The organism is uncultured Brevundimonas sp. (assembly GCF_937863155.1).
Classification (GTDB): domain Bacteria; phylum Pseudomonadota; class Alphaproteobacteria; order Caulobacterales; family Caulobacteraceae; genus Brevundimonas.
In genome coordinates this window covers 1-25,682 of the sequence record NZ_CALMFB010000051.1, presented here as the reverse complement: position 1 = coordinate 25,682, position 25,682 = coordinate 1, and the positions used below count along the sequence as shown (strand labels likewise).

Here is a 25,682-nt window from a genome sequence, read left to right as displayed (position 1 = left end):
CATCCTGACGCTATGCTTGTGCATTACAGCGCATGTGACGCCGTGACAGCGCCACAATAAGCTGCAAGTGTCCTTGCGGCCACTGTGCAGTGTTTATTGTGCAACGCCGCGATGTTCGGGTTTCCTTCTGATGGTTCAAATCGACGCACCGTTGCGATTCCCGAGGCGCGCATGAGCCGGGGCCGGCGGATGCTGCGTGGGCTGGGCCTGGGGCTGGCGGCCCTGGCCGTTCTGGTGCTGCTGCTGGCCGCCCTGCTGTATCTGAACCGGCGGGCGGCGGCGCGTGAGGTGCTGGTCGGCTGGCTGGAGCGGCGCGGCATCGAAGCGCAGGTCGAGATTGAACGCCTGGAGTTGGACGGTCTGACGGCCAAGGTCCGCATCGGCGATCCCCGAGACCCCGATTTCGCCGCCGAACGGGTCGAGGTCGACTATGCCCTGGGCCTGCCGTGGTCGCGCGGCGGCCTGGGCGTGACGCCCAGCCGGGTGCGCCTGGTTCGCCCGATCCTGCGCGCGCGGTGGGACAAGGATGGTCTCAGCCTGGGGGCGCTGGACCCATTGATCGAGGAATTCACTGGCCAACCGCCGCGTCCCGACAGTCGGGGACCGCTGGTGGTGGTCGAGCGGGGGCGCGTCAATCTGGAGACGGCCCAGGGTCGGCTGGCCGCGACGGCCGACGCCCGGATCGATGACGGCCGATTGATCGCCCTGGACGCCCAACTGCCGTCCACCACCCTGGCGGGCGAGGCGGTCACGGCGCGGAACCTGACGGCTTCGGTCCAGGCGCGGACCGTGGGCGATCGCCTGCATCTGCGCGTGGACGCCGCCGCGGCCCAGGCGGCGGCGCCCGGCTGGTCGGTGGCCAATGGCCAGGCGGCCCTGTCGGGAGAGGTCGCCTATCCCGATATGAAACGCCGGCGCGGCGACGGTCGGGCCGTGCTGGACCTGAAACTGACGGCCGAGGGACTGACGACGGGCCAGACGCAGATGCGCGGTCTGGCGCTGGACGGTGGGTTCGACGGCGCCACGGCGGGCTGGATCGAGACCTTCCGCATCGACGGGCGGTCAAGGCTGACGGCCCGGGCGCAGGCCGTGTCCGGCCCGGACGTCCAGGGGGCGGGCCTGACGCTGGCCGCCCCGGATGCGGCCCTGGTCGTCGCACGCGACACGCGCGGCATGGGGTGGAGCCTGCGCGGCCCGGCGCGGCTGGGGGCCGGACGGCTGGCGACCGACGCCGCCTCGGCCCAGGGGCTGGCGGTCCAGTCCGACGACCTGACGATGGGCGGGCGCGGCGCGGCCATGGAGATGACCGGACCGGCGCGGATCACGGCGACGGCCCTGAGCGCCAGCGACCTACGGTTGGGCCAGGTGACGGGACGGGCCATGCTGGACGCGCGGATGGACGGCGCCCTGTTGATCCAGGCGGACGGCGCCCTGCACGCCGCGCGCGGGGCGTGGCCCCTGTTCGGCCCGGTCGGCGCCGACGATCCCGAAGACCTGAAGGCGATGAAACAGGCGCTGGGCGATTTCGGCCTGTCGGTTCCGGCCGTGCGCCTGACGACGGGCAGCCCCGGCACGACGGTGGCGCTGGATCGGCCGGTCGAACTTCGCCCGCGCAACGGCGGCGTGCTGCGGATCGCGGCGGCCGACGCCCGGCCGGTGTTCGCGGCCGAGCCGGGCCAGGCGGGCGGCGGCGCCCTGAGCCTGAGCGCCGAACGCGGGCGCGGCCTGCCGGAACTTCAGGTCGCGGTTCCCGACTGGCGGCTGACCCCCGGCGGGTTCCAGGCGCGTCTGGACGGGCGCGCGGCGCTGGATTTCGATCTGTTCCGGGGCGTCGAGGCGCAGACCCGCGGCGTCCTGACGTCCGATGGGGGGCGCCTGACCTATGCGCCGGACGACTGTGTCGCGGTTCAGGTCGAACGGCTGGAGCTGGACGAGAACGACGTCACAGACATTTCGGGCCGTTTCTGCCCCACAGAGGGCGCCCCTTTGGTCCTGGTTCAGGACGGCGGCTGGACCGCGCGCGGGCGGCTGGCGGGGGTGGACGCCGCCGCGCCCTTCCTGGCCATGCGGTTCACCGAGGCCGAGGGCGCCCTGACGGCCTCGGGCGGGGCCTCGGGCGTGTCGATGCGGGCCCAGGTGGATCGGGCGCGCGTTCTGGACGCCACCGATCCGCGCCGGTTCAACCCCCTGATCGCCTCGGGCCAGGCCCAGTTGGCGAACGAACGCTGGAGCGGCGGCTTTGATCTGAAGTCGGGCGAACACGCCGTGGGGCGTCTGACGCTGGATCACGACGGGACCACGGGCCAGGGCGGCGTGCTGATCGAGACGCCGATGCTGGTGTTCGTCGAAGACGCGCTTCAGCCCGGCGACCTCAGCCCCCTGGTCGAACCCTTCGTCCAGTCGCCGGCGGTCGGAACGGCGCAATTCACCGGCCGCCTGGGCTGGACCGCCGAGGGCGATGGCGAAAGCGGCGGCCGCCTGGTCGTGCCGGGCCTGGATTTCGTCAGTCCCGCCGGCGCGGTGAAGGGGCTGAGGGGCGAGGTGGCGTTCACCAGCCTGGTCCCCCTGGTCACAGCGCCGGGCCAGCGGCTGACCGCCGACAGCCTGGAGACCCTGACGCCCGTCACCGACGCCGAGGTCGAGTTCGCCCTGGACAAGGCCGGGATCACCGTGGCCGCCGCCGATGTGCATGTGGCCGGCGGCGTGGTGCGGGTCGAGCCGTTCACTGTGCCGCTGGACCCGACCCAGGGCTTCGACGGAGTGATCGTGCTGGATCGGGTGCAGTTGGGCGAAGTCCTGGCCGGGTCGGGTTTCGGCGACAAGGCGCAGCTGGACGCCGTGGTGTCGGGCCGCCTGCCGTTCCGGTCCGAGCCAGGCGGCGGCGGGGTGCGCATTTCGGGCGGCCAGCTTTACGCCGTCCAGCCGGGCCGCCTGTCGATCCAGCGCGAGGCCTTGAGCGGCGTCGAGGCCGGGGGCGGCGGCGCGGACGTTCCGCCCAATACGGTGCAGGACCTGGCCTATCAGGCGATGGAGAATCTGGCCTTCGACACCCTGACGGCCGAGGTGAACAGCCAGGACCAGGGCCGCCTGGGCGTGATGTTCCATATCAAGGGTCGCCACGATCCGCCCCAGCGGCAGGAGCTGCGCCTCAGTCTGGCGGAGCTGATCAGCCGTGAATTCCTGAAGCGCGACCTGCCGCTGCCGTCCGGCACGGGGGTCGATCTGACGCTGGACACCACCTTGAACGCGGATCAACTGTTCGCCGATCTGATCGAACTGAACCGCGCCCGCGCCGGAGAAGGACACACCCCCTGATGTTCGTTCAGAACCCATTCACACAGGACGGCGTTAGATCGTCGCGACCTTTCGGAGAGCCGACCATGACCGGACCGCGCAAGACCTTTCAGCCCCCGATCCGCCTGGCGGGCCTGGCCCTGATGGCCGTTGTGGCCGGTTCGGCCGCCGCCTGCGCGCCGACCGTGCGGGTCGAGGTCGCGCCGATCCAGATCTACGCCAAGCTGGACGCCGATGTGCGCATCAAGCTGGACCAGGAACTGCAGCAGATGCTGCGCGACAACCCCAATCTGTTCTGACGGGATGAAGACCATGACCTTCCGCAAGCTTTTCGTCGTCGCCGCCGCCGTGACGGCCCTGGGCGTCGCCGCGGGCGCGGCCTTCGCCCAGACCGCCCAGCAGAAGACCCTGATCGATTCGGCCAAGGCCGCCGGCGTGGTCGGGGAACAGGCCGACGGTTATCTGGGCGTGCGCCAGCCGGCGTCGGCCGATGCGGCGCTGCAAGCCGCCGTGCGCGCCACCAATGACGGCCGCCGCGCTGTTTATGCCCGCAGCGCCGCAGAGGCTGGCACCACCGCCGATGTGGCCGGCGCCCGGATGTTCGAATCCCAGCTTCTGCCCCGCATCAGCTCGGGCCAGTGGTATCGCAACACCCAGGGCCAGTGGGTCCAGCGCTAAGACACTTGCGCGCCTGACCGGCCTGGGCTGGAAGGGCGCGCATGGACCCGATCTCTGAACGCCTGCTGGCGCGCCACCCCCAGCGGATCGATCTGTCGCTGGACCGGATGCGCGCCCTGTGCGCGGCCCTTGGCGACCCCCAGCACCGCCTGCCGCCTGTCGTCCATGTGGCCGGGACCAACGGCAAGGGCTCGACCGTCGCCCTGCTGCGCGCCATGGCCGAGGCGGCGGGCCTGCGGGTCCATGCCTACACCTCGCCGCATCTGGTGCGGTTCAACGAGCGCATCCGCCTGGCCGGCCGGCTGATCGAGGATCAGGCCCTGAACGGCGTGCTGGACCGGGTCGAGGCGGTGGGCGGTGAAGCCACCGTATTCGAAAGCACGACCGCCGCCGCCTTTCTGGCCATGAGCGAGACGCCCGCCGATCTGGCCCTGATCGAGGTCGGCCTGGGCGGGGTGCTGGACGCGACCAATGTGATCGAACGGCCGCTGCTCAGCGTCATCACCCCCGTCGATCTGGACCATGCCGAGTTCCTGGGAACCGATCTGGCGGCCATCGCGGGCGAAAAGGCGGGCGTGCTGAAATCCGGCGCGCCCGGCGTGGTGGCGCGCCAGCGGCCCGAGGCCATGGCCGCCATCGAACGGGCCGCCGCCGCCGTGGCCGCGCCCCTGACGGTCATGGGAACCGATTTCGACGCCTGGCCCGAAAACGGCGCCCTGGCCTTCCAGTCGACCGAGCGGTTCCTGGACCTGCCGGCCCCGGCGCTGGCGGGCGGGCACCAGTTCGACAATGCCGGCCTGGCCGTAGCCGCCGCGCTGGAGCTGGGCCTGCCGGAGGCGGCGATCGCACAGGGACTGACCACCGCCGTCTGGCCTGCGCGTCTGCAACGGCTGACGGCCGGTTCCTATGGCCAGACGGCGCGGGCGGCGGACGCCGAACTGTGGCTGGACGGCGGGCACAACCCCCATGCGGCTCGGGCGCTGGCCGAGTTTCTGGCGGCGCGTCAGGCGCGGGCGCCGATGCCCCTGGCCCTGATCGTCGGCATGCTGGGCAACAAGGATGCAGGCGGCTTCTTCGAGGCGCTGAAGGACACCGGCGGCCACGTCTTCACCGTGCCGTTCGATGGAGCAGCGGCGGACCCTACGGCCCTGGCGGCGGTGGCCCGGGGGCATGGCCTGGGCGCCATGCCCGCCGCCTCGGTCACCCAGGCGCTGGACCGCGCCCTGGCGCTGGGCGCCGGGCGGGTCGTGATCTGCGGCTCGCTGTATCTGGCGGGCGAGGTGCTGGGCGCATCGCCCGACACCTGGCCAACCTGACGGGGTTTAGCGGAAGGGCGGCTCGTCGAAGGCCCGCAGCTTGCGCGAATGCAGCTTCATGCCCTCGGCCCGCAGCAGGTCGATGGCCTGGATGCCGATCTGCAGGTGTTCCGAGATCGAGCCTTCATAGAAGCGGTTGGCCATGCCCGGCAGCTTGATCTCGCCGTGCAGCGGCTTGTCCGACACGCACAGAAGGGTGCCGTAGGGCACGCGGAACCGATAGCCCTGGGCGGCGATGGTGGCGCTTTCCATGTCGATGGCCACCGCGCGGCTCAGGTTGAAGCGCAGCGCCGATTTCGAATAGCGCAGCTCCCAGTTGCGGTCGTCGGTGGTGACCACCGTGCCGGTGCGCAGGCGGCGCTTGACCTCTTCGCCGGGCGCCCCCGAAACGATCTTGGCCGCGTCGTAAAGGGCGCGCTGAACCTCGGCGATGCTGGGGATCGGAATGTCCGGAGGCAGCACGGCGTCCAGAACGTGGTCGTCGCGCAGATAGGCGTGGGCCAGCACATAGTCGCCGACCGTCTGGCTGGGCCGCAGGCCGCCGCAATGGCCGATCATCATCCAGGCATGCGGCCGGGTGACCGCCAGGTGGTCGCAGATGGTCTTGGCGTTCGACGGTCCCACGCCGATGTTGACCAGGGTCACCCCCTCCCAGCCCGGCGCCGTCAGGTGATAGGCCGGCATCTGATGCTTGCGCCACGCCTGGTCCAGGATGGCCAGTTCGGGGTCGGGATTTTCGCGCGTGATGATAACGCCGCCGGCGCAGCTCAGGGTCTCATAGGGGCTGTTCGGATCGGCCAGCTGGGCGCAGGCCCAACGCACGAACTCGTCGACATAGCGGTGATAGTTGGTGAACAGGATGTAGTTCTGGACGTCGTCGACGCGCGTACCCGTATAGTGTTTCAGCCGCGCCAGAGAGAAGTCGGTGCGCAGGCCGTCGAACTGGGCCAGGGGGAAGGTCTCGCCCACATCCCACAGACCATCCGACACCTCGTCGCCGATATGGGCCAGGTCGGTGGTTGGGAAATACCGCGCGATGGCCGCCGTCATGGTGCGGTCCAGCACCACGTCCGAGCCATCCAGCACATAGGGGAAGGGGATTTCCTGGTCCGACGGCTCGACTTCGAACCGAGCGCCATAGTCGGCCTCCAGCAACTCCAGCTGCTGGATCAGATAGGGGCCGTACAGGTCCGGGCGGGTGATGGTGGTTTCATAGACGCCGGGCCGCGACAGCCGGCCGAAGGCGCGGGTCTCAAGGTTGGCGGGCCGTTCGCCGAACCAGCTGACCCGCAGGCGCGGATAGGCGAACAGGCCCTTGGCGCGCGCTTCGGCGTCGGGGCGTTCACCGGTTTCAAGGAAGGTCTTCACCGCTTGGCGCAGGTCAGCGACGGAAGCGGTGTAGAGGGTTTCGAGGCGGGCCAGCGCCGCCTGTGCGTTCATCGTGTTTGTCATGGCCTCCTTTAGCGGAAGACCATGGCGTTTGCGAGACGGCGACGCTTAATCGTCGTTTCGGCCCTGGATGTTCACATCCGTCAGGGTCAGCCGGTCCTGAACGATGTCGAAGGTCAGGCCCGCCGAACCGCCTTCGCCGCAGCAGTTGGCGTCCGACGCGCGCCACAGCGGCGTGTGGGCGCTCAGTTCCGGGAAATGCCAGCGCGGCTGGTGCCGCACCTCGAACCCCTTCAGCAGATCGCCAGCCCGGCTCTGCCAGTCCACGTCAACCGCCCGCCAGGCGCCGTCGCGCCACAGCATCATCACCGTCATGTCGCCGCTGCCGGTGCCGCGCGAGATGCCGGGCACGATCAGCAGCCACTGACCCTCGCCATGGGGCGTCAGCATGGGGGCGTCATAGCGCGACCCCTCGAAGGTCCAGTAGATCGGCTTCAGCGCGCCGCCGGCCTCCTGCTCGAAGATCACCACCCCGCCGCCGACGCCGTCTTCGTCGGTGAAGCCGTCCTGGATCTGGAACCACAGCCGCTGGTCGCCGCCCTGGACGAAGCCGCCGGATGTGACCGAACAGCCCTTCAACACGATGTCCACGCACCCGGCCTGAAGGGCCTCGGTCGTGGTGCGGACGGCGCGGGCCTTGCGGTCCTGGACGATGCGGCGTTGCAGCCGCTCCAGCTCATAGGTTTCGTCGCCCCGCTCGTCGGCCGGCAGCGACAGCCAGTAGCGATGCTGGTTTTCGACTTCATAAGGCAGGGGCGTCAGGGCCAGGGCCTGACGATAGGCGCCGTCCAGTGTGGTCGCCACCGGCTCCTGGGCGGCGGCGGGGGCCTGGGTGCAGGCGGCGGCGGCCAGGGCCGAAGCCAGAATCGAAACGGTCAGCAGGCGCATGGGGTTCTCCAGTCGCCAATCATTGTGCGCCGGGTCCGGCGTCGGCGCTACTGACCGACCCTGACGGCGCCGCCAGCCGGTCATGCAGAAAAGCGGCCAGGGCCGAGGGCGTGGCGTCGGTGGTCTCCAGCAGGGGCGGCTGGTCTGCGGCCGAAAAGGCGGCGCGTGTGGCCGCGGCGTCGAACCCCCGGCGCGTCCGGCCGTGCGTGATGGCGGCGACCGCCCGGATCAGGCCCGTCCGGCCGACGGCGGCCATATAGCGGCGGTCCCGCGCCAGCATCCAGGCCGCATGGGCGCCGTCGCCCCAGCCCAGAACGGTCAGGCGCCCCGGATCGCCGCCGTAGCCTTCGCACGCTTCGGCGGCCGAACTTACCGCCCGGGCGGCGTCGGCGATGAAGTCGGCAAAGGCCGTGCCCGGCGCGGCGCGCACCCCCGCCGCCACGCCCAGAAAGCCCTGATCCGCCATGGCGCGGCCCAGGTGCCGCCCGGCCGCCCGATCACCGCCCGTCAGGATCACCACGACCGGCGCGGCCGCGATGGACCGGGATGGCGCGAACATCTCCAGCCTCTGTCGCGGGTCGGGGCCATAGGGCGCGGTCGCGACGCGTCCGCCCGCCTGGGCCGAGGCGGTGGCGGCGGTCGCCAGGCTGGGCCAGGCCAGGACGGAAGCGATCAGGCCGCGTCGGGTCATGGCCCAGCTAGGCATGGAATCGGTCGGCGGCTCAATCGCGGCCGCGCAGATCGCTCTGGACCGGCGTTTGAAATTGCACCGTAATCGGCGCGTATTTCACGAAATCCATATCAGATTGTCGCATATTCTTTACATCGACGCATTTTGGCGCATTATCGCTCCGAACCCTGATCGAATTCAGGTCCAGACCGGGAGGTTTCGCATGCGCCGTTTCATCATCTCCGCCGCCGCCAGCGCCCTGGCCTTGAGCGCCTTCACCCCCGCCATGGCCGCCCCGCCCGGCGGCGAGACGCGCGCGGCGGCAAGGCCGCAGGCGGTGATGTGGTGCGAAAGCGGCGCCATCGCCCGCCGCGACTATGAGCGCCAGTACGGCCAGGCGCCGGTGTTCATGACCGCCGATCAGGTGCTGAGCGCCAAGCGTCGGGGCGAGACCTGGTCGGCCCCGCGCTGCATGACCTCGCGCGAACACGCCCGCCTGTCGCGCACCCTGGAGACGCGCCGCACCGGCGCCTGATCCGCACCGAACGACAAAAAAAGGGGACGCGGGGCCTGGCCCTCGCGTCCCCTTCTTCATGAGCGATAAGGCTTCATGAGCGATAAGGCGTCGCCTCAGCGCGCAGCGCCGGTCCCGATGTGGCGGTCCAGCCAGCCGAACACCTCATTGTGCCATTGCAGGCTGTTCTGCGGACGCAACACCCAGTGGTTCTCGTCCGGGAAGACCAGGAAGCGGCTCTCGATGCCCTGACGCTGCAGGGCGGTGAAGGTCGACAGGGCCTGGGACGTGGGGATGCGGAAGTCGCGGTCGCCCTGGACCACCAGCATCGGCGTGCGCCAGTTGGCGACGTGATTGGCGGGGTTGAAGCGCTGATACCCCTCGGGGTTCTGCCAGGGCGTGCCGCCGTTCTCCCATTCGGTGAACCACAGCTCCTCGGTGGCGAAGCCCATGTTGAAGGTGTCGAAGACGCCGTCGTGATTGACCAGGCATTTCCACGGCTCGTTCCACTGGCCCGCGATCCAGTTGACCATATAGCCGCCGTAGGAGGCGCCCAGGGCGCAGGCGCGGTTCCCGTCCAGGAAGCCATAGGTCGACAGGGCGTGGGCCCAGCCCTTCTGCAGGTCTTCCAGCGGGCGGTCGCCCCAGTGCTGGCTGATTGAATCCGTGAACGCCTGGCCGTAGCCGGTCGAGCCGTGGAAATCGATCATCACCACCGCATAGCCCGCGCCCGCATAGGACGACGGGTTCCAGCGGAACGACCAGCTGTTGCCGAACGACCCCTGCGGCCCGCCGTGGATCAGGAAGGCGACCGGATATTGCTGTCCCTCGACATAGTTGGCGGGCTTGATGACATAGCCATGCACCGTCTCGCCGTTCCAGCCGGGGAAGCTGAACTGCTCGGCCTCGCCAAAGGCGCGCTGATCCAGAACAGGGTTCACCCGCGTCAGGCGGCGCGGCATTTCCCGGCCGCGATAGGTCTTGAACCACAGCTCCGACGGGGTCTGCAGCGTGTCCTGGGCGAAGACGATGCCCGACGGCGTCAGGCTGAAGGCCGAGACATGGCCCGGGCCGGTGATCGGAACGACGCTGTCACGCTGGACGTCCACGGCGAAGATGCGCGTCTGGCCCACGTCTCCGGCGGTGACATACAGGGTCCGTCCGTCGGCCGACCATTGCACGGCGTCGGCCGAACGGTCCCATTGCGGGGCCACGCGGCTGACCTGGCCGGTGACCATGTCGCGCAGCATGATGGCGAACTGATCGGCCTCGAACCCCGGCCGGGCCATGGCGCGATAGGCCATCATCTTGCCGTCGGGCGAAAAGACCGGGCCGGTGTCCCAGGCGTCGTTGTCGTCGGTCAGATTCTCGAACCGCCCGCCGCCCGACAGGTCGGTGCGGTACAGGTCGAAATTGGTGCTCCACGGCTCGGTCTTGCCGGCCTCGCGCGCCGAGAAGACCACGCCCCGGCCATCGGGGGTGAAGGTGAACTCGCCCTCGTCGCCGAACGGCTTGGACGGGGTGTCGCCGTCAAAGCCCTTGGTCACCCAGGCGGCGTCGCCCGTGGCGCGGCCGTCGGCGCCGATCGAGACGGCGAACAGATGGTTCTGGGTGTGGTCGTTCCAGGTGTCCCAGTGGCGCACGAACATGCGGTCATAGACCATGCCGGTCGACTTGCGCTCGGCCGCCGCCTTGCCGCGCTGGACCGAGGCGTTGAGGTCCGCCGCATCGGGATAGACCGCCAGCGACACCAGCAGCCGGTCGGCGCCGGGGCTCAGGCGATAGGCGTTGACGTCGGTGGGCAGGTCGGTGACCTGGACCGCGCCGGTCCCGTCCGCCTCGGCCCGCCAGACCTGGCTGGAGCCCGACCGGCCCGACAGGAAATAGATGCGCCCGTCCGAACCCCAGCGCGCGGTGTTGGCGCCGCCGTCCGACAGGGCCAGGCGGCGCGGCTCGGCCGATCCGTCCAGGCCGCGGATCCACACATGGTTGGTGCGGCGGTTGGCGTCCATGTCGGTGGTGGTGACCGAATAGACCACCCATTTGCCGTCCGGCGACACCTGGGGGTCGGACAGGCGGTTCAGGCCGATCATGTCCTGATAGGTGAAGGGCGCGGTCGCGGCCGTCGCCTGGATCGACGGGGCGGGGACGGGCGCGGGGCCTTCGGCCAGGGCGGGGGCGGCGGCGGCGATCAGGGCGACGGCGGACAGGCCGGTCAGCAGGCGGTTCAGGCGGGTCATGCAGGGCGATCCTTGCGCTTGACGAAAACAGCGGCGGCCCGAGGCGTAGCACCGCCCCGCCCCGGCCGCAAAGCCGCTTGCCCCCGGCCGCGCCAGCGGCGACAACCGGTGGGCATGACGCCCGCTTCGCCCCACATCGTCGACGTGCTGATCGCCGAGCGGGCGCCGCGCCTGACCGGCTCGATCCTGTGGCCCGTCGTGCGGCCGGGTCTGTACAGCCTGTTGGGCTATCGCCAGGCGCGGTCCATGGCCGAAGCCATCGCCGATCTGCCGGGCCGAGACGCGCTGGATCATGTGGCGGACCTGCTGGACCTGAAGGTGTCGGCGCTGAACCTGGACCGGGTTCCCGCCACCGGCCGCTGCATCGTCGTGGCCAACCATCCGACCGGCATCGCCGACGGGGTGGCGGTGTTCGACGCCATCCGCAGACGGCGCACCGACAGCATCTATTTCGCCAACGCCGATGCGCTGCGGGTCTCGCCGCGCCTGGGCGAAGCGGTCATTCCGGTCGAATGGGTGGTCGACAAGCGCACGCGCGAAAAGACCCGCGCCACCCTGGCCGCCGCCAAGGCCGCCTTTGAGGCCGAGCGCTGCGTGGTCATGTTCCCGGCCGGACGGCTGGCGCGGGTGGGGCGCGACGGCTCTCTGACCGATCCCGAATGGGCCACCACCGCCGCCTCCCTGGCGCGCAAATATGATGCGCCCATCGTGCCGATCCATGTCAGCGGTCCCTATTCGCGCCTGTTCCATCTGTTCGACCGATTCTCGCGCGAACTGCGGGACGTGACCCTGTTCCACGAGATGCTGAACAAGAAGAAACAGGCCTTTCGCCTGACCGTGGGCCTGCCGGTCCCGCCGTCGCGGCTGGACATTGATCCGGCCCGCGCGACCTATGCGCTGAAAGCCTTCACCGAGCGCGTCCTGCCGGCCCAGCCGGATGCGGAATTCGCATGATCGTGCATCTGGCCGACGCCGAGGCGACGACGCGGCTGGGCGCGGCCCTGGCGCCGCTGCTGGCGGCCGGGGACGCCGTGCTGCTGCATGGCCCCCTGGGCATGGGCAAGTCGACCCTGGCGCGCGGCCTGATCCGCGCCCTGACCACGCCCGATGAAGACGTGCCCAGCCCGACCTTCACCCTGGTGCAATTCTATGAGAGCGAACCGGCCATCGCCCATTTCGACCTGTACCGCCTGACCCGGCCGGAAGAGGCGGTCGAGATCGGCCTGGACGAGGCGCTGGATCGCGGGGCCGTTCTGATCGAATGGCCCGAGCGGCTGGGCGACGATCCGGTCGCCTGGCTGGGGGTCGAGCCGCTGAAGATCACCCTGGCCGAACACGACGGGGGGCGCCGTGCGACCGTTTCCGGCGCAGGCGACTGGGAACAGAGGCTGAAGGATCTGCATGTCTGACCGCGAACGCCAACGCCTGGACTTCCTGACCGTCGCCGGCCTGAGCGAGGCGGCGCGCGCAGCCTTGCCCGGCGACGCCTCGACCCGGCGGTATGAACGGCTGACCACGCCGGATGGTCGGTCCCTGATGCTGATGGACCAGCCCGCGGCCGCTGAAAGCCGCCCCTGCGACCCCGCCTGGTCGCCGGATCGGCGTCAGGCCGAGGGTTGGAACGCCGTGGCCCGCCTGTCGGCCGGGCGGATCGAGGCCTTTGCGGCGGTGGCGGCGCATCTGAAGGCTCTGGGCCTATCGGCGCCCGAGGTCGTGGCTCTGGATGCCGAGGCGGGCCTGGCCGTGCTGGAGGATTTCGGCGACGCCCTGTTCGCGCGGGTGATCGAAGACGGCGCGGACGAGACGCCCTTGTACATGGCCGCCATCGAGGCCCTGGCGGTCATCCATCAGTCGCCGACGCCGGAAGTTCTGCGCGGCCCCGGCGGCGACTGGCCGCTGCTGACCTATGACCAGACGGCGCTGCAGGGCGGGGCCGATCTGTTCGTGGAGTGGATGCCCCGGCTCAAGCCCGAACTGGCCTTCGACGACGTGGCCATGGCCGACTGGCGCGCGGCCTGGGCGCCGGTGGTCGAGCGCGGCGCGACCGGGGCGACCGTCATGGCCCACCGCGACTATCACGCCGAGAACCTGATCTGGCTGCCGGATCGCGACGGCGCGGCGCGGGTGGGCATGATCGACTTCCAGGACGCGGTGCGGGCGCATCCGTCGTGGGATCTGCATTCCCTGTTGCAGGACGCGCGGCGCGATGTGCCTCCGGCGCTGGAGGCGGCGGCGCTGGATCATTATTTCGTCCTGCGTCCCGACGTGGACCGGGCGGCCTTCATGCAGGATTACGCCGGTCTGGCGGCCCTGAACGAGGCGCGCATCCTGGGGATCTTCGCCCGGCTGATCGTGCGCGACGCCAAGCCCCGATACGCCGCCTTCATGCCGCGCATGTGGACGCATCTGGAGCGCAATCTGCGCCAGCCGGGACTGGAGACGGTCGCCGACTGGTTCGCCCGCCATGTGCCGCCGGAGGCCCGGCGATGAGCGCGCCGAGGACGGCGATGGTGCTGGCCGCCGGCCTGGGCACCCGCATGCGCCCCCTGACCGATGACCGGCCCAAGGCTCTGGTCGATGTCGGCGGCCGGGCCCTGATCGACCATGTGCTGGATCGGCTGGCCGAGGCCGGGGTTCAGCGGGCGGTGGTCAATGTCCACTGGTTCGCCGACCGGCTGGAGGCGCATCTGAAGGCGCGCGGGCGGGGGCCCGAGATCGTCATTTCCGACGAACGGGCGGAACTGCTGGAGACCGGCGGCGGGCTGAAGAAGGCGCGGCCGCTGCTGGGCGACGATCCGGTGTTCGTGGCCAATATCGACAGCGTCTGGATCGACCGCGGAAGCGCGCTGGCCGAACTGATCCGCCTGTGGGACGCCGACCGCATGGACGCGGCCCTGCTGCTGGCACGACGCGAAGGGTCGATCGGCTTCGAGGGGGACGGGGATTTCTTTCTGGCCGATGACGGGCGGCTGGGGTTCCGGGGCGACGCCGCCAGCGCGCCCTACGCCTATATGGGGGTGCACATCACCCGGCCGGACTATGCCGACACCGGGCCGGAGGGTCCGTTTTCGCTCAGCCCCCTGTGGCGCGCCTCGGCGGCGGCGGGACGGCTGTATGGCTGTGTTCTGGACGGCGACTGGATGCATGTCGGCGATCCGCAGGCCCGCGATGAGGCCGAGGCGCGACTGAAGGGCGCCGCGTGAGCCTGATCTTCGATCCGTTCGCGGGTGCGGGGCCGCGCTGGTGGGCCATCGCGGCGCATCGGCCGTTCCTGGAAGACCTGGCGCGCGGTGTGCTGGACTGGATGGGACCGGCGGCGCCCGAAGCGCTGGGGGATGCGGTGATCCTGCTGCCCAACCGGCGGGCGACGCGCGACTTCACCCGCGCCCTGGCCCGGATGGCGGGCGACCGGCCGGTGCTGCTGCCGCAGGTGCGGCCCCTGGGCGACCTGGAGGAGGACGAGGCGCCGTTCGCGCCGGGCGAACTGGGTCTGGACCTGCCGCCGGCCATCGCCCCCCTGACGCGCCGGTTCGAGATGGCGCGCATGATCGTGCAGGATTTCGATCCCGGCCTGACGCCCCGTCGCGCCCTGGACATGGCCGAGGCCCTGGGCGGCTTCATGGATTCCTGCGCCCTGGAAGAGGTCGCCGACATCGAGCGGGTCGCCGATCTGGCCGAGCGCGACCTGGCCCAGCACTGGAAGGAATCGGCCCGGTTCCTGGGGCTGGCGGTCACGGCCTGGCCGCAACGGCTGGCCGAGCTGGGGCTGATGGATGCGGTCCAGCGGCGCGCGCGCCTGCTGCGGCGCCTGGCCCAGCTGTGGGACGAACGGCCGCCAGCCCATCCGATCATCGCCGCCGGGGCCGCCGCCGCCGGGCCGGGCGCCGCCGCCGTTCTGGCGGCCGTGGCGCGCGCGCCGCGCGGCTGCGTGGTCGCGCCGGGGCTGGATCTGATGCTGGACCCGGCGGTGTGGGACCAGATCGACGACCAGCATCCGCAGGGCGGGCTGAAACGCATCCTGGCTGTGGCCGGGATCGAGCGGGCGCAGGTGCGGCCCTGGCCCGGCGGCGACGACGCCACCAACCCGCGCGGCCCGGCCCGCACCCAGGTCTTGAACGAGGCCCTGCGTCCGCCCGAGGCGACCAGCGACTGGCTTGCCGCCATCCGCGACCTGCGCGCCCAGGCGGCCGAGGCGGGACAGGCGGCCGATCCGGTGGCCGAGGGTCTGGCGGGCTTGAGCCTGCTGGAGGCGCGGGCCGAGGAAGAGGCCGCCGCCGCCATCGCCATGATGATGCGCCAGACGCTGGAGACGCCCCACGCCGACGGCTCGCCCCGCACCTGCGCCCTGGTGACGCCGGACCAGGGGCTGGCCCGGCGGGTGCGGGCGCGGCTGGAGCGCTGGGGCGTGGTCCCGGACGTGTCGGTGGGCGATCCCTTGAGCCTGCATCCGGCCGGGACGCTGGTCGATCTGGCGGCGCGCTGGCTGGCGGCGCCGACCGATCCGCACCTGATCCTGGGGCTGGCCAAGCATGCCCTGGTGCGGCCGCGCCTGATCGAGGCGCACGGCCCCGCCGCCCTACGGGCGCTGGAGCGTCACGCCCTGCGCGGATCGGCGCCGCGCACCTGGCCCCGCATGGTCGAGCGGCTGCTGAAGGCCGCCGGACCGGATCGCAACGGCCGCGAACCACCGCCGGGGCGCAAGGCCGATCTGGACGCCGCGCGCGGCCTGGCCCAGGCGCTGGAGACCCTGCATGCCGGCGCCGTCTTTCAGACCCTGCCGCTGGACCAGGCGGCGAACACCCTGACCGGTCTGGTCGAGGCCCTGGCGGGACAGGGCGCCTGGGCCGGGGCGGACGGCGAGGCGGCGGCGGGTCTGCTCAGCGCCCTGATCGACGGCGGCGCGGCCTTGGGGGACATCGACGCCGAGGGCCTGGCCGAACTGATCGAGATGCTGGCGCGCGAGACGCCGGTGCGCGGCGCCGAGGCGACCCATCCGTCCTTGCGCATCCTGGGGACCATCGAGGGATCGCTGGCGCGGGCGGACCGGATGATCCTGGCCGGGCTGGAAGAGGGCGTCTGGCCCGCCGTCGCCGCGACCGACCCCCTGCTGTCGCGGGCCATGCGCACAGCCCTGGGCCTGCCGCCGGTCGAACGACGGGTGGGTCAGGCGGCGCATGAGTTCGTCCAGGCCGCCGCCGCGCCCGAGGCGGTGCTGGTCTGCACCCAGCGGCGCGGGGGCCAGCCGGCGGTGCGGTCGCGCTGGCTGTGGCGATTGGAAATGCTGGTGCGCGCCGCCAACGATCCCGCGCACGCGCCGGTGGCCCTGAGCGCGCCTGAGCATGTTCAGGACTGGGCCGCGCGGCTGGATGCGCCGTCGCCAGGCCGCCCCCGCTTGGCCCGACGCCCCGACCCGCGCCCGCCGGTCGAACGGCGCCCGCGCAGCCTGTATGTCACCGGCGTCGAACGCTGGATCCGCGACCCCTATTCTCTCTACGCCCAGCGCATCCTGAACCTGGAGCAGATCGACCGCCCCGGCCGCGACATCGAGGCCATGGCGCGCGGCCAGGCCATCCACTCTGCCATCGAACGCTTCACCGAAGACTGGCCCGTGGACCTGCCGCCCGACGCCGAGGACCGGCTGCACGCCCATCTGATGCGGGCGCTGCGCGAAGAAGGGTTCGAGGACGCCGACCTGGCGCGCGAGGGACCGCTGGCGCGCAACGCCGCCCGCTGGCTGGTGGCGTTCGAACAGGAGCGGCGCGCGCGGGGCATCGAGATCGCGGTGGAGCAGGTGGGCGTCCTGCCCATCGTCACGCCGGGCGAAGCCTTCATGCTGAAGGCGCGGGCCGATCGCATCGAACTGTCGGCGACCGGGGCCACGGTGATGGACTTCAAGACGGGCGCCCCGCCCAGCGCGAAACAGGTCAAAGCCGGTCTGGCGCCGCAACTGACCCTGACCGGCGCCATCCTGGCCGGCGGTGGGTTCCAGGCGACTCGCGGCCCGGTCGATCCCGAGGCCCTGACCTATGTGCGGGTCAGCGGGCGCAAGGTGGCGGGCGAGGTCGTGACCCGCGCCGAAGGGGCCGAGGCGGCCGCCCTGTCCGAGGTCGCACTGGAGGGTCTGAAGGCGCGCATCGCCCGGTTCGACGACCCGGCGACCCCCTATCTGTCGTGGGCCGCGCCGCAGTTCATGGGCCAATACGGCGGCGGCTATGACCACCTGGCGCGTGTTTGGGAATGGGCCGTGGCCGGTTCGGTGGAGGTCGAGGAATGAGCGCCGCCCTCGATCCCGTGCGCCAGGCCCCGATTCAGGCTCTGGCCAATCAGATCGCCGCCGCCGATCCGGCCGCGACCGTCTTCGTCACCGCCAACGCCGGATCGGGCAAGACTTCGACCCTGGTCAACCGGGTGGCGCGGCTGCTGCTGGGCGGGGTCGATCCGGGCGCGGTGCTTTGCGTCACCTACACCAAGGCCGCCGCCGCCGAGATGCAGACCCGCCTGTTCGAACAGCTGGGCGACTGGGCGGTGAAGTCCGACGCCGAGCTGGCGGCCGCCCTGGCGAAACTGGACGGCCGCGATCCCAAGGCGCTGGACGGCGAGGCCCTGTCGCGGGCGCGGCGCCTGTTCGCCCGCGCGCTGGAGACGCCCGGCGGGCTGAAGATCCAGACCATCCACGCCTTCTGCGAAAAACTGCTGCGGCGCTTTCCCATCGAGGCGGGGGTGTCGCCGCGCTTCACCGTGCTGGAGGACGAGGCGGCGCGCGCCCTGTCGCGCCAGGCCCGCCGTGACCTGGCCCAGGCGGCGGTCCGCGACCCCGAAGGTCCGGTCGGCGCCGCATATGCCCATTTCGCCGTCGCCCTGGATCATGAGCGGTTCAACGGCCTGCTGGCCCTGATCGAGGCCCAGCGCATCGGCCTGCTGCAGCATGTGCAGGCGATGGAGGCCGGGTCGGCGCCCGACCCCTGGACCGCCGTGGGCGTGGCGCCGGGCGAAACGCCCCAGACCCTGGGCGCGGCCTTCATGGCCCGGCTGGATGCGCGCGGCTGGCGTGAGGCGGCCGAGGGCATGGCGACCGGCTCCAAGACCGATCAGGACGCCGCCATCCGCATGCGCGCGGCCCAGCCGCCGGAGGCGACCTTCGACGATCTGGAGCCGGTGTTCATGACCGGCGGCGGAACCCCGCGCGCGCGTCTGGGCACCAAGTCGGCGCCCCCGGCGGCCGTGACCTTCCTGGCGGAAACGCAAGGCGCCTATCTGGCGGCGCTGGATGGGGTGCGGGCCGCGCGGGTGGCGGACGAGACGGCCAAGGTGCTGACGCTCGCTCAAGCCTATGGCGCGCTATACGACCTGGCCAAGGTGCGGCGCGGGGCGTTGGACTTCCCCGATCTGGTGGCGCGCACGGCCGAGCTTCTGACCCGCCGCGACGGCGCCGCCTGGGTTCTGTACAAGCTGGACGCGCGCATCGAACATGTCCTGATCGACGAGGCCCAGGACACGGCGCCCGAGCAATGGGACATCGTGCGCGCCCTGACCGAGGAGTTCTTCGCCGGCCCGGTGGCCGGGCGCACCCTGTTCGCGGTGGGGGACGAGAAACAGTCCATCTATTCCTTCCAGGGTGCGCGGCCGGAACGGCTGCTGGAGGAAAGCCGCCAGTATCAAGACCGCGTCCTGGGCGCCGGGCGGCCGTTCGCCGAGGTGCCGCTGGACACCTCGTTCCGCTCGACCCAGACGGTGCTGGATTTCGTCGACGCCGTGTTCGGCACGCCCGAGCGCGCGCGCGCCCTGTCGCCGGATCGCGGCGACATGCCCCGGCACCTGGCCGCCCGCGCCGGTCACCCCGGCTGTGTCGAGATCGTCGACCTGTTCGTGGACGAGAAGGCGCCCGAGGCCGAGGCCTGGGACGCGCCGGTGGACCAGGAGCCGCCGACCGGATCGCGCAAGCGCCTGGCCGAACGCCTGGCCGCCGACATCCGCCGACAGGTCGAACAGGGCGTGGCGGTGCATGACCGGGACGGCGCCCTGCGCCCCTGCGGCTATGGCGACTTCCTGATCCTGGTGCGGCGGCGCGATGCGACCTTCGAAGAGATCCTGCGCGCCCTGAAGGCTCAGGGCATTCCGGTGGCCGGGGCCGACCGGCTGAAGCTGAAGGACCATATCGCCTTCGACGACCTGATGGCGGCGGCGCGCTTCGCCCTGTTCCCCGACGACGATCTGTCGCTGGCCGAAATCCTGCGCGGACCCCTGTGCGATGTGGATGAGGACGGACTGTTCGATCTGGCGGGGCGGCCGGGGCGCGGCGGTCTGTGGCGGGAACTGCGCGAACGGGCGGATGAGCGGCCGGAGTGGGCGGCGGCGCGCGACCTGGCCCAGGCAGCCATCGCCAGTCGGGATCGTGATCCCTTCGCCTTCTTCAGCGGCCTGCTGAACCGGATCGACAACAGCGGCCGGTCGGGCCGCGCGCGGTTCCTGGCGCGGCTGGGCGCCGAGGCGGCCGAGGCGCTGGACGAGACCCTGGCCCAGGTTCTGGCGGCCGAACAGCGCGGGGCCGCCGACCTGGAGACCTGCCTCGCCCGGCTGGAGGCGGCCGAGGTGGAGGTGAAGCGCGAGCTGGACCAGGCGCGCGGTCAGGTGCGGGTCATGACGGTGCATGGCGCCAAGGGGCTGGAGGCGCCGATCGTCATCCTGCCGGACACCACCGCCCGGCCCAAGGCCCAGGGTCCGGCCCTGATGCAGGGCGCAGGGGGCTGGCTGATGTGTCCCGGCGCCGCGCGCGACGACTGCGCCGCCAGCGCCGCCCTGCGCGCCCAGCGGGACGAGCGGATTGCGGCGGAGGGGATGCGGCTGCTGTATGTCGCCCTGACGCGGGCGCGCGACCGCATCGTCATCATGGGCCGGACGGGGGTGAAGGCGCCCGACGACGGCAGCTGGTGGACGGTGCTGACCGAGACCTTCGAGCGGCTGGGCGACGCCGTGCGCCCGGCGGGGCCGGGCCTGCGCCGTTATGGCCTCGATCCCGTCGCGGTCCCGCAGACGGACCCCGCTGCGCCCGGCCCGGCCGCCGCCCTGCCCGACTGGACCACACGCGCGGCGCCCATCGATCGAGCCGGACGGCTGGCGTCGCCGTCGCAACTGGGCGAGATGCGGCGCATCCCGGCGCCGTCGCCGCTGCTGCGCGCCGGGCGGCTGGGCCGGTTCCGGCGCGGCGATCTGATCCACCGGTTGCTGGAGCGCCTGCCCGAGGCGCCGGCCGCGGCCTGGCCCGACCTGGCCGCCCGCCTTCTGGCGCGCGAGCCGGATCTGACGCCGGACCAGAAGGCCGAGATGGCCCAGGCCGCCCTGGGCGTGCTGAACGACGCGCGCTTCAGCGCCGTGTTCGGCCCCGGCTCGCGCGCCGAGGTCGCCATCACCGGCGGGGCGCCGGAACTGGGCGCCGGGGTCACCCTGGCCGGGCGGATCGACCGTCTGGTGGTGGCGCCGGACCGGGTGCTGATCGTCGATTACAAGACCAACCGCCCCGCGCCCGACCGTATCGAGGACGCCGACCCGGCCTATGTGCTGCAACTGGCGGCCTATGCGGCGGTGCTGCGGCGGCTGTATCCCGACCGGCCGGTCGAGGCGGCCCTGGTCTGGACCGACGGGCCGCGCCTGACCCCCGTGCCGCGCGCGCTGATGGATGCAGCTCTGGCGGTCGCCGCATCCGCCCCCCACATCCCCGCCGACGAATCGCCTATGCTGGGCGACCGATCAGGAGAATGAGCATGGCCACCGTCAAGGTCACCGACGACAGCTTCGAAACCGACGTGCTGAAGGCGTCCACCCCCGTGCTGGTGGATTTCTGGGCCGAATGGTGCGGACCGTGCAAGCAGATCGGCCCGGCGCTGGAGCAGATCTCGGACGAACTGGCCGGCAAGGTGGTGATCGCCAAGGTCAATATCGACGACAGCCCCCTGGTCCCGTCGAAACTGGGGGTGAAGGGCATTCCCACCCTGATGCTGTTCCGCGACGGCCAGATGGCGGCGATGAAGGCCGGCGCCATGCCCAAGGGCAAGATTCTGGAATGGCTGGCCGACAGCGGCGTGGCCTGACCGGCCCTCAGTCCGCCTTCAGCAGATAAAGGCCAAAGCCGATATAGGGCCGGCCGAAGTCGAACATTGTCCTGACCCGGTCGGCGGCGGCGCGCACGGTCGCCGCCTCTGGCGCATCGCCATGGACCGCCAGCCAGTCGCGCGCCGCCCCGTCCATGGCGGCGGTGTAGCGATCCCAGCTTTCGGCCGATGACGCCTGGGCCTGGTCGACGCCATAGCCCGCCGCGCGGGCCGCCGCCTGCCAGCCCTCATGGCTCAGATAGTCGTTGGTCGCCTCGACCAGCATGCGCAGAGGCGCGGGCGGTTCGGCGGCCCAGAACAGATCGCCCCACAACAGCCAGCCGCCGGGCCGCAGGTGTTGTTTCAGCCGCGCCAGAACCGCCTGAGGCTCGCGCAAACCCGCCGCCGCCGCCTCGGTCGCGCCCAGGGCCAGGATCAGATCCCACGGCTGCGAAGCCGCCAGCACCTCGCCCGAATCCGCCTGGACCACCTCGGCGCCGCTGCCGGCCGTGCGTTCGCGCGCCAGATCGGCCATGTCGGCGTCGCGCTCGACCGCCGTGACGGCAAACCCCATCCGCGCCAGCCGCGCCGCCACCGCCCCGTTGCCGCAGCCGATGTCCAGCACCCGCGCGCCGGGGGGCAGGCCGGTGCGCGCCACCGCCGCCTCGATCGCCGCCATCTCCACGGCGTTGCAGACGTCCAGCGCGCGATAGGCGATGTGGTGAAAGCGGATGGCCATGCCCGACCTTGCCCCGCGCCCCGCCGCCAAGTCCAGCGACCCCGCCTGTTCATCCGCGACGCAGCGCCCATATGCGGTGACGCCCACGACGGAGACCGCCATGACCCCGACCAGAACCCTGAACATCGACTTCGTCTCTGACGTGGTCTGCCCCTGGTGCGTGGTGGGGCTGGGCGGTCTTCAGACGGCGCTGGATCGGCTGAAGCCCGAGGGGATCGAGGCCCGGATCACCTTCCGCCCGTTCGAGCTGAACCCCGACATGGCGCCCGAGGGCGAAAACATCGTCGACCACATCGGCCGCAAATACGGCGCGACCCCTGAACAGTCGGCCCAGAACCGCGAGATGATCCGCGCCCGCGCCGCCGAGGTTGGCTTCGACATGCGCATGACCGACGCCAGCCGCATCTGGAACACCTTCGACGCCCACCGCCTGCTGCACTGGGCGGGCGAGGTCGCCCCAGACAAACAGGCCGCCCTGAAGACCGCCCTGTTCCACGCCCATTTCACCGACAACCGCAACCTGACCGACACGGGCGTCCTGACCACGGCCGCCGAAACCGCCGGCCTGAACCGCGCCGAGGCCGCCGAAGTCCTGGCCTCCGGCCGCTACGCCCAGGCGGTGCGGACCGAACAGGCGACCTGGCGCGCGCGCGGCATCAACAGCGTCCCGGCCGTGGTGGTGGACGGCAAATACCTGATCAGCGGCGGCCAGCCGGCGGCGGTGTTCGAAGAGGCGTTGAGGAAGATCGCTGGCGAATGAGCCTTCTCCCCTAGCGGGAGAAGGGCGCTTAGGCCGCCTTGCCGGGCTTCTTCGGCGCGGCGTCGGCGGCGGTGACCAGATGACCCTTCCAGCCGGGCGGCGGCAGGAATTTGCCGGACTTCTCTTCCCGTGTGCCATGTTTGGCCATCTCGGCGGCGCGGCGGCCAGCCTTCAGGACGGTCTCGTGATCGAACAGGGGCTTTTTCATCGCGGTCCCCAATCTAGCAGTTGGAGGGTTTCGCCGCCACTCGCATAGACCTTCCAGTCGTCGGCCAGCGGTTTGTAGGTTGTCTCCAGATAGTGGAGGCTGAGCGGATAACGCCGTCGCAGGGTCTGTTCCGGAATGCCGTGCCCGCCCTCGGAGACCCGGCGCGCGACGCGGGCGACGGAGGCGTCGGCGGACGGCAGGCTGAGATAGACCAGTTCGAACCGGTATCCCGCCGCCTTCCAGTCACGGACGCGCACGGCGTGGGCGCGGCTGGCCAGGGTGGTTTCCAGCACCACGTCGGCGCGGGCGGCGAACAGGGCGTCCAGCCGTTCCAGCACCAGCCGCCCGGCGGCCAGATCACGGCCGGGACCGGGCGGCAGGTCGCGCGCGACCTCGTCCGGATTGACGAATTGGAAGGCCTCCGCGCGTTCGCGCAGATAGCCGTTGATGAAGGTGGTCTTCCCGGCGCCGTTAGGCCCGGCGAGGAGGACGAGGGCGGGCATTCTCACCGTTGCATTAATGACCGTCCTGATGTCACCTGCAATTCACTTTTCGCGCGTGTCACGGCGCTGCAAGTAGAGGAATGTAGATGACCGTAGCGCCTCAAGGCATGAGCATACAAACCGTTTATCGGGCATATAGAGATGGTGTTCTTCTGGTCAATAGGCAGTACCAAAGGAAGTTGGTTTGGACGGTCGCCGAGAAACAGCGTCTTATTGATAGCATACTTAGAGATTATCCGCTGCCTTTGTTTCTTTTTGCGGAGAAATCGCCTTCGTCGCCTGATCAGCCCATACGATGGGAGATCATAGATGGCATGCAGCGGTTGAACGCTGTTTTCTCCTTCATCGAGCACAACTTTAAGTGGGACGATAAAGTTTTCGATCTCAAGGAGCTTCCCCGAGCGCGACAGGCTGCTGAGGCAGGCTTGTTCACGCCATATCCGGATGAGGTCGAACGGCTGGATGCAGCGCAGTGCGCAAACCTGCTAGACTACCAGTTAGCGGTGACGGTATTTCCTGGGGAGTCAGAAGCTCGCATCACCGATGTGTTCCGGCGCATCAATTCTGGCGGCAAGCAGTTGAGCGATCAGGAGCGGCGCCAAGCAGGCGTTCTCTCACCCTTCGCTGAGTTAGTACGTGGCTTAGCTGCTGAAATCCGGGGCGACGTATCCCGCGAGACGCTTCTTCTAAGCGAAATGCCGGAAATCAGCATCGAAACGAGCCGCAACCCGCATGGGTACGCATTGAAGGCTGAAGATATTTTTTGGTGCTATCAAGGCGTACTCCGTACCGGAGATCTCCGTGACAGCGATGACGAACAGCTAATCGCGGACTTGATTGCTTCTCTGGTGGGAGACGTACCTGCTGAAGCGACGGGAGAATACCTCGACGCGATATATCGCCAGGGCACAGAAGCTGCTCTGACAGTCGACGACAATCTACGATCATATGGTCGCGATCGATTGGCGCACGAAATCAAAATCACATTCTCTGCGGTCAGATCAGTAATCGAAGCAGTCGATACCAGCCGATTTGCATTCAGAAAGCTGGTCTATCCGAAGGCAACTAGTAACGCTCAGAAGGCTCCCTTCTTCGCAGTGTTTATGGCGTTTCATGAGCTGATGCATAGAGAGAATCTTCAGCCGGGCGATCCGGCAAAGATTTTTGAATCTCTGAACAACCTTACCGACCGAATTAGTGTTGGCATGAAACACACGAAGACGGCGGACCGTCAGGATAATATAAGAACGGCAAAAGGGCTAATCCGCGATCATTTCATCGCAGGCGATGTCGCGGCGTTTTCGCATGGACCGGGGCTAGTATTCGATTTCGAAAATTCCATACGCAGAGCGAGGATGGAAAATTCTCGGTATGAGTTTAAACAAGGCATCCTGCGCTTGGAGGATGGAAAGAAACGCGACGATACCGCCTTACAAACTATCGTTGAGACCATCTGCGGCATAGCTAACATTGGTCCCGACGCGGACGGCTTCATCTACATCGGTATCGTGGACAAGCCGGCTGATGCGAAGCGCGTGTTGGAGCTTTATGACGTCGAGGCGGTCAACTTTGATACCGCTCAAATTGTCGGAGTTGACCGCGAGGCTGCCCAGCTCGGCCTGCCACTCGATCAGTACATGAGGATTGTTTCGGACTACGTACGGAATTCTGCATTGGACGATCCGCTTAAGACTAACGTCTTGGCGGGCATGGACCTCATTGCTTACAAAGGGCGGTCCGTGATCAGGGTTCGTGTTCCTAGGCAACACGCTCCGTCTTTCTTGAACGGAGAGTGCTACCTCAGAATCGGGGCGACGACGATCAAGGCCAACGGACCTCAGATCGCCGCCATCGCTAAGCAGTTCGGCTAGCCCTCACACCTTCACTTCCACCACCCCGCCGCCGGCGCGGAACTTCGCCGACATCTCGGCCATGCCGGCCTCGGCCTCCGCCAGAGAACCCCCTGCATCATTCTGCCCCCGCGCGGCATCCCGGATGTCCTGGCTGATCTTCATGCTGCAGAATTGCGGGCCGCACATGGAGCAGAAGTGGGCGGTCTTGTGGGCTTCTTTGGGCAGGGTCTCGTCGTGGAACTGGCGGGCGGTTTCGGGGTCCAGGCCCAGGTTGAACTGGTCTTCCCAGCGGAACTCGAACCGGGCGCGGCTCAGGGCGTCGTCGTGGAGGCGGGCGGCAGGGTGGCCCTTGGCCAGGTCGGCGGCGTGGGCGGCGATCTTGTAGGTGATGACGCCGTCCTTCACGTCCTGACGGTCGGGCAGGCCCAGATGCTCCTTGGGCGTGACGTAGCAGAGCATGGCCGTGCCGAACCAGCCGATCATGG

The 25,682-nt window shown here is 69.9% G+C and carries 22 protein-coding genes; 14 read left to right on the top strand and 8 right to left on the bottom strand.

Going from position 1 to position 25,682, the window contains the following annotated elements; genetic code table 11:
• Nucleotides 1-171 precede the first annotated feature (171 nt).
• From Q0581_RS07720 to Q0581_RS07705, 4 genes are all read left to right on the top strand, one after another.
• Nucleotides 172-3,315, top strand: coding sequence for a YdbH domain-containing protein (locus Q0581_RS07720; protein ID WP_298699125.1), 3,144 nt, complete (start codon nt 172-174; stop codon nt 3,313-3,315).
• Between the two features lie 65 nt (nt 3,316-3,380).
• A complete protein-coding gene (locus tag Q0581_RS07715; RefSeq protein ID WP_298699123.1) occupies nt 3,381-3,593 on the top strand; it encodes a YnbE family lipoprotein in 213 nt (70 codons plus the stop codon).
• 13 nt (nt 3,594-3,606) lie between these two features.
• Nucleotides 3,607-3,972 (top strand): DUF1318 domain-containing protein, encoded by a 366-nt coding sequence (locus Q0581_RS07710; RefSeq protein ID WP_298699121.1) that lies wholly within the window; start codon nt 3,607-3,609, stop codon nt 3,970-3,972.
• Nucleotides 3,973-4,013: 41 nt separating this feature from the next.
• On the top strand, nt 4,014-5,288 hold the full coding sequence (locus tag Q0581_RS07705; protein WP_298699120.1) for a folylpolyglutamate synthase/dihydrofolate synthase family protein: 1,275 nt from the start codon (nt 4,014-4,016) through the stop codon (nt 5,286-5,288).
• A 6-nt stretch (nt 5,289-5,294) separates the two neighbouring features.
• Here Q0581_RS07705 and Q0581_RS07700 read toward each other — a convergent pair whose 3' ends face one another.
• From Q0581_RS07700 to Q0581_RS07690, 3 genes are read right to left on the bottom strand one after another with little or no spacing between them, the layout of a single operon-like run.
• Nucleotides 5,295-6,740, bottom strand: coding sequence for an AMP nucleosidase (locus Q0581_RS07700; protein ID WP_298699118.1), 1,446 nt, complete (start codon nt 6,738-6,740; stop codon nt 5,295-5,297).
• A gap of 45 nt (nt 6,741-6,785) precedes the next feature.
• Nucleotides 6,786-7,625, bottom strand: coding sequence for a hypothetical protein (locus Q0581_RS07695; RefSeq protein ID WP_298699117.1), 840 nt, complete (start codon nt 7,623-7,625; stop codon nt 6,786-6,788).
• Nucleotides 7,626-7,644: 19 nt separating this feature from the next.
• Nucleotides 7,645-8,331, bottom strand: coding sequence for a hypothetical protein (locus Q0581_RS07690; protein WP_298699115.1), 687 nt, complete (start codon nt 8,329-8,331; stop codon nt 7,645-7,647).
• A gap of 187 nt (nt 8,332-8,518) precedes the next feature.
• On the opposite strand from Q0581_RS07690, the gene Q0581_RS07685 reads away from it, so the two are divergent.
• Nucleotides 8,519-8,830 carry a hypothetical protein gene (locus tag Q0581_RS07685; protein ID WP_298699113.1) on the top strand — a complete coding sequence of 104 codons (312 nt, stop codon included), beginning with the start codon at nt 8,519-8,521 and terminating at the stop codon, nt 8,828-8,830.
• A 95-nt stretch (nt 8,831-8,925) separates the two neighbouring features.
• On the opposite strand, the gene Q0581_RS07680 is transcribed toward Q0581_RS07685, so the two are convergent.
• Nucleotides 8,926-11,049 (bottom strand): S9 family peptidase, encoded by a 2,124-nt coding sequence (locus tag Q0581_RS07680; protein WP_298699112.1) that lies wholly within the window; start codon nt 11,047-11,049, stop codon nt 8,926-8,928.
• Nucleotides 11,050-11,163: 114 nt separating this feature from the next.
• On the opposite strand from Q0581_RS07680, the gene Q0581_RS07675 reads away from it, so the two are divergent.
• The 7 genes from Q0581_RS07675 to trxA are packed head-to-tail and all read left to right on the top strand — an operon-like array spanning nt 11,164 to nt 21,134.
• The gene (locus Q0581_RS07675) at nt 11,164-12,003 is read left to right on the top strand and encodes a 1-acyl-sn-glycerol-3-phosphate acyltransferase (RefSeq protein WP_298699110.1); all 840 of its coding nucleotides are present in this window, start codon (nt 11,164-11,166) and stop codon (nt 12,001-12,003) included.
• Nucleotides 12,000-12,458, top strand: a complete 459-nt coding sequence (gene tsaE, locus Q0581_RS07670; RefSeq protein WP_298699108.1) for a tRNA (adenosine(37)-N6)-threonylcarbamoyltransferase complex ATPase subunit type 1 TsaE — start codon at nt 12,000-12,002, stop codon at nt 12,456-12,458. Before Q0581_RS07675 ends, tsaE begins: the two co-directional genes overlap by 4 nt.
• Nucleotides 12,451-13,539, top strand: coding sequence for an N-acetylmuramate/N-acetylglucosamine kinase AmgK (amgK, locus tag Q0581_RS07665; protein WP_298699106.1), 1,089 nt, complete (start codon nt 12,451-12,453; stop codon nt 13,537-13,539). Before tsaE ends, amgK begins: the two co-directional genes overlap by 8 nt.
• On the top strand, nt 13,536-14,252 hold the full coding sequence (gene murU, locus Q0581_RS07660) for an N-acetylmuramate alpha-1-phosphate uridylyltransferase MurU (protein ID WP_298699104.1): 717 nt from the start codon (nt 13,536-13,538) through the stop codon (nt 14,250-14,252). Before amgK ends, murU begins: the two co-directional genes overlap by 4 nt.
• Nucleotides 14,249-17,323 carry a double-strand break repair protein AddB gene (addB, locus tag Q0581_RS07655; protein ID WP_298699102.1) on the top strand — a complete coding sequence of 1,025 codons (3,075 nt, stop codon included), beginning with the start codon at nt 14,249-14,251 and terminating at the stop codon, nt 17,321-17,323. Before murU ends, addB begins: the two co-directional genes overlap by 4 nt.
• Complete coding sequence (gene addA, locus Q0581_RS07650) at nt 17,320-20,805, top strand: double-strand break repair helicase AddA (protein ID WP_298699100.1); 3,486 nt, start codon at nt 17,320-17,322, stop codon at nt 20,803-20,805. Before addB ends, addA begins: the two co-directional genes overlap by 4 nt.
• 2 nt (nt 20,806-20,807) lie before the next feature.
• Complete coding sequence (trxA, locus tag Q0581_RS07645; RefSeq protein ID WP_298699098.1) at nt 20,808-21,134, top strand: thioredoxin; 327 nt, start codon at nt 20,808-20,810, stop codon at nt 21,132-21,134.
• A gap of 7 nt (nt 21,135-21,141) precedes the next feature.
• Here trxA and Q0581_RS07640 read toward each other — a convergent pair whose 3' ends face one another.
• Nucleotides 21,142-21,975 carry a class I SAM-dependent methyltransferase gene (locus Q0581_RS07640; protein ID WP_298699096.1) on the bottom strand — a complete coding sequence of 278 codons (834 nt, stop codon included), beginning with the start codon at nt 21,973-21,975 and terminating at the stop codon, nt 21,142-21,144.
• Here Q0581_RS07640 and Q0581_RS07635 point away from each other — a divergent pair.
• Nucleotides 21,974-22,633, top strand: coding sequence for a DsbA family oxidoreductase (locus Q0581_RS07635; protein ID WP_298699094.1), 660 nt, complete (start codon nt 21,974-21,976; stop codon nt 22,631-22,633). The genes Q0581_RS07640 and Q0581_RS07635 overlap by 2 nt on opposite strands.
• Before the next feature lie 28 nt (nt 22,634-22,661).
• Here the strand turns inward: Q0581_RS07635 and Q0581_RS07630 are convergent, their stop codons facing one another.
• Together Q0581_RS07630 and Q0581_RS07625 are read right to left on the bottom strand one after the other, a co-directional pair.
• A complete protein-coding gene (locus Q0581_RS07630) occupies nt 22,662-22,841 on the bottom strand; it encodes a hypothetical protein (RefSeq protein WP_298699092.1) in 180 nt (59 codons plus the stop codon).
• Nucleotides 22,838-23,344, bottom strand: a complete 507-nt coding sequence (locus Q0581_RS07625; RefSeq protein ID WP_298699091.1) for an AAA family ATPase — start codon at nt 23,342-23,344, stop codon at nt 22,838-22,840. Before Q0581_RS07625 ends, Q0581_RS07630 begins: the two co-directional genes overlap by 4 nt.
• A gap of 86 nt (nt 23,345-23,430) precedes the next feature.
• On the opposite strand from Q0581_RS07625, the gene Q0581_RS07620 reads away from it, so the two are divergent.
• Complete coding sequence (locus tag Q0581_RS07620) at nt 23,431-25,215, top strand: DUF262 domain-containing protein (RefSeq protein WP_298699090.1); 1,785 nt, start codon at nt 23,431-23,433, stop codon at nt 25,213-25,215.
• A 3-nt stretch (nt 25,216-25,218) separates the two neighbouring features.
• Here Q0581_RS07620 and Q0581_RS07615 read toward each other — a convergent pair.
• On the bottom strand, nt 25,219-25,682 hold a 464-nt coding region (locus Q0581_RS07615), incomplete at its 5' end, for a phosphomethylpyrimidine synthase ThiC (RefSeq protein WP_298699089.1).

Coding starts and splice junctions, on each gene's coding strand:
- amgK (WP_298699106.1), top strand. CDS start 12,451: ATGTCTGACCGCGAACGCCAACGCCTGGACTTCCTGACCGTCGCCGGC.
- Q0581_RS07695 (WP_298699117.1), bottom strand. CDS start 7,625: ATGCGCCTGCTGACCGTTTCGATTCTGGCTTCGGCCCTGGCCGCCGCC.
- Q0581_RS07680 (WP_298699112.1), bottom strand. CDS start 11,049: ATGACCCGCCTGAACCGCCTGCTGACCGGCCTGTCCGCCGTCGCCCTG.
- Q0581_RS07625 (WP_298699091.1), bottom strand. CDS start 23,344: ATGCCCGCCCTCGTCCTCCTCGCCGGGCCTAACGGCGCCGGGAAGACC.
- Q0581_RS07685 (WP_298699113.1), top strand. CDS start 8,519: ATGCGCCGTTTCATCATCTCCGCCGCCGCCAGCGCCCTGGCCTTGAGC.
- Q0581_RS07715 (WP_298699123.1), top strand. CDS start 3,381: ATGACCGGACCGCGCAAGACCTTTCAGCCCCCGATCCGCCTGGCGGGC.
- Q0581_RS07620 (WP_298699090.1), top strand. CDS start 23,431: ATGACCGTAGCGCCTCAAGGCATGAGCATACAAACCGTTTATCGGGCA.
- Q0581_RS07675 (WP_298699110.1), top strand. CDS start 11,164: ATGACGCCCGCTTCGCCCCACATCGTCGACGTGCTGATCGCCGAGCGG.
- Q0581_RS07630 (WP_298699092.1), bottom strand. CDS start 22,841: ATGAAAAAGCCCCTGTTCGATCACGAGACCGTCCTGAAGGCTGGCCGC.
- Q0581_RS07635 (WP_298699094.1), top strand. CDS start 21,974: ATGACCCCGACCAGAACCCTGAACATCGACTTCGTCTCTGACGTGGTC.
- Q0581_RS07640 (WP_298699096.1), bottom strand. CDS start 21,975: ATGGCGGTCTCCGTCGTGGGCGTCACCGCATATGGGCGCTGCGTCGCG.
- Q0581_RS07700 (WP_298699118.1), bottom strand. CDS start 6,740: ATGACAAACACGATGAACGCACAGGCGGCGCTGGCCCGCCTCGAAACC.
- Q0581_RS07720 (WP_298699125.1), top strand. CDS start 172: ATGAGCCGGGGCCGGCGGATGCTGCGTGGGCTGGGCCTGGGGCTGGCG.
- tsaE (WP_298699108.1), top strand. CDS start 12,000: ATGATCGTGCATCTGGCCGACGCCGAGGCGACGACGCGGCTGGGCGCG.
- murU (WP_298699104.1), top strand. CDS start 13,536: ATGAGCGCGCCGAGGACGGCGATGGTGCTGGCCGCCGGCCTGGGCACC.
- addA (WP_298699100.1), top strand. CDS start 17,320: ATGAGCGCCGCCCTCGATCCCGTGCGCCAGGCCCCGATTCAGGCTCTG.
- Q0581_RS07690 (WP_298699115.1), bottom strand. CDS start 8,331: ATGCCTAGCTGGGCCATGACCCGACGCGGCCTGATCGCTTCCGTCCTG.
- Q0581_RS07705 (WP_298699120.1), top strand. CDS start 4,014: ATGGACCCGATCTCTGAACGCCTGCTGGCGCGCCACCCCCAGCGGATC.
- Q0581_RS07710 (WP_298699121.1), top strand. CDS start 3,607: ATGACCTTCCGCAAGCTTTTCGTCGTCGCCGCCGCCGTGACGGCCCTG.
- trxA (WP_298699098.1), top strand. CDS start 20,808: ATGGCCACCGTCAAGGTCACCGACGACAGCTTCGAAACCGACGTGCTG.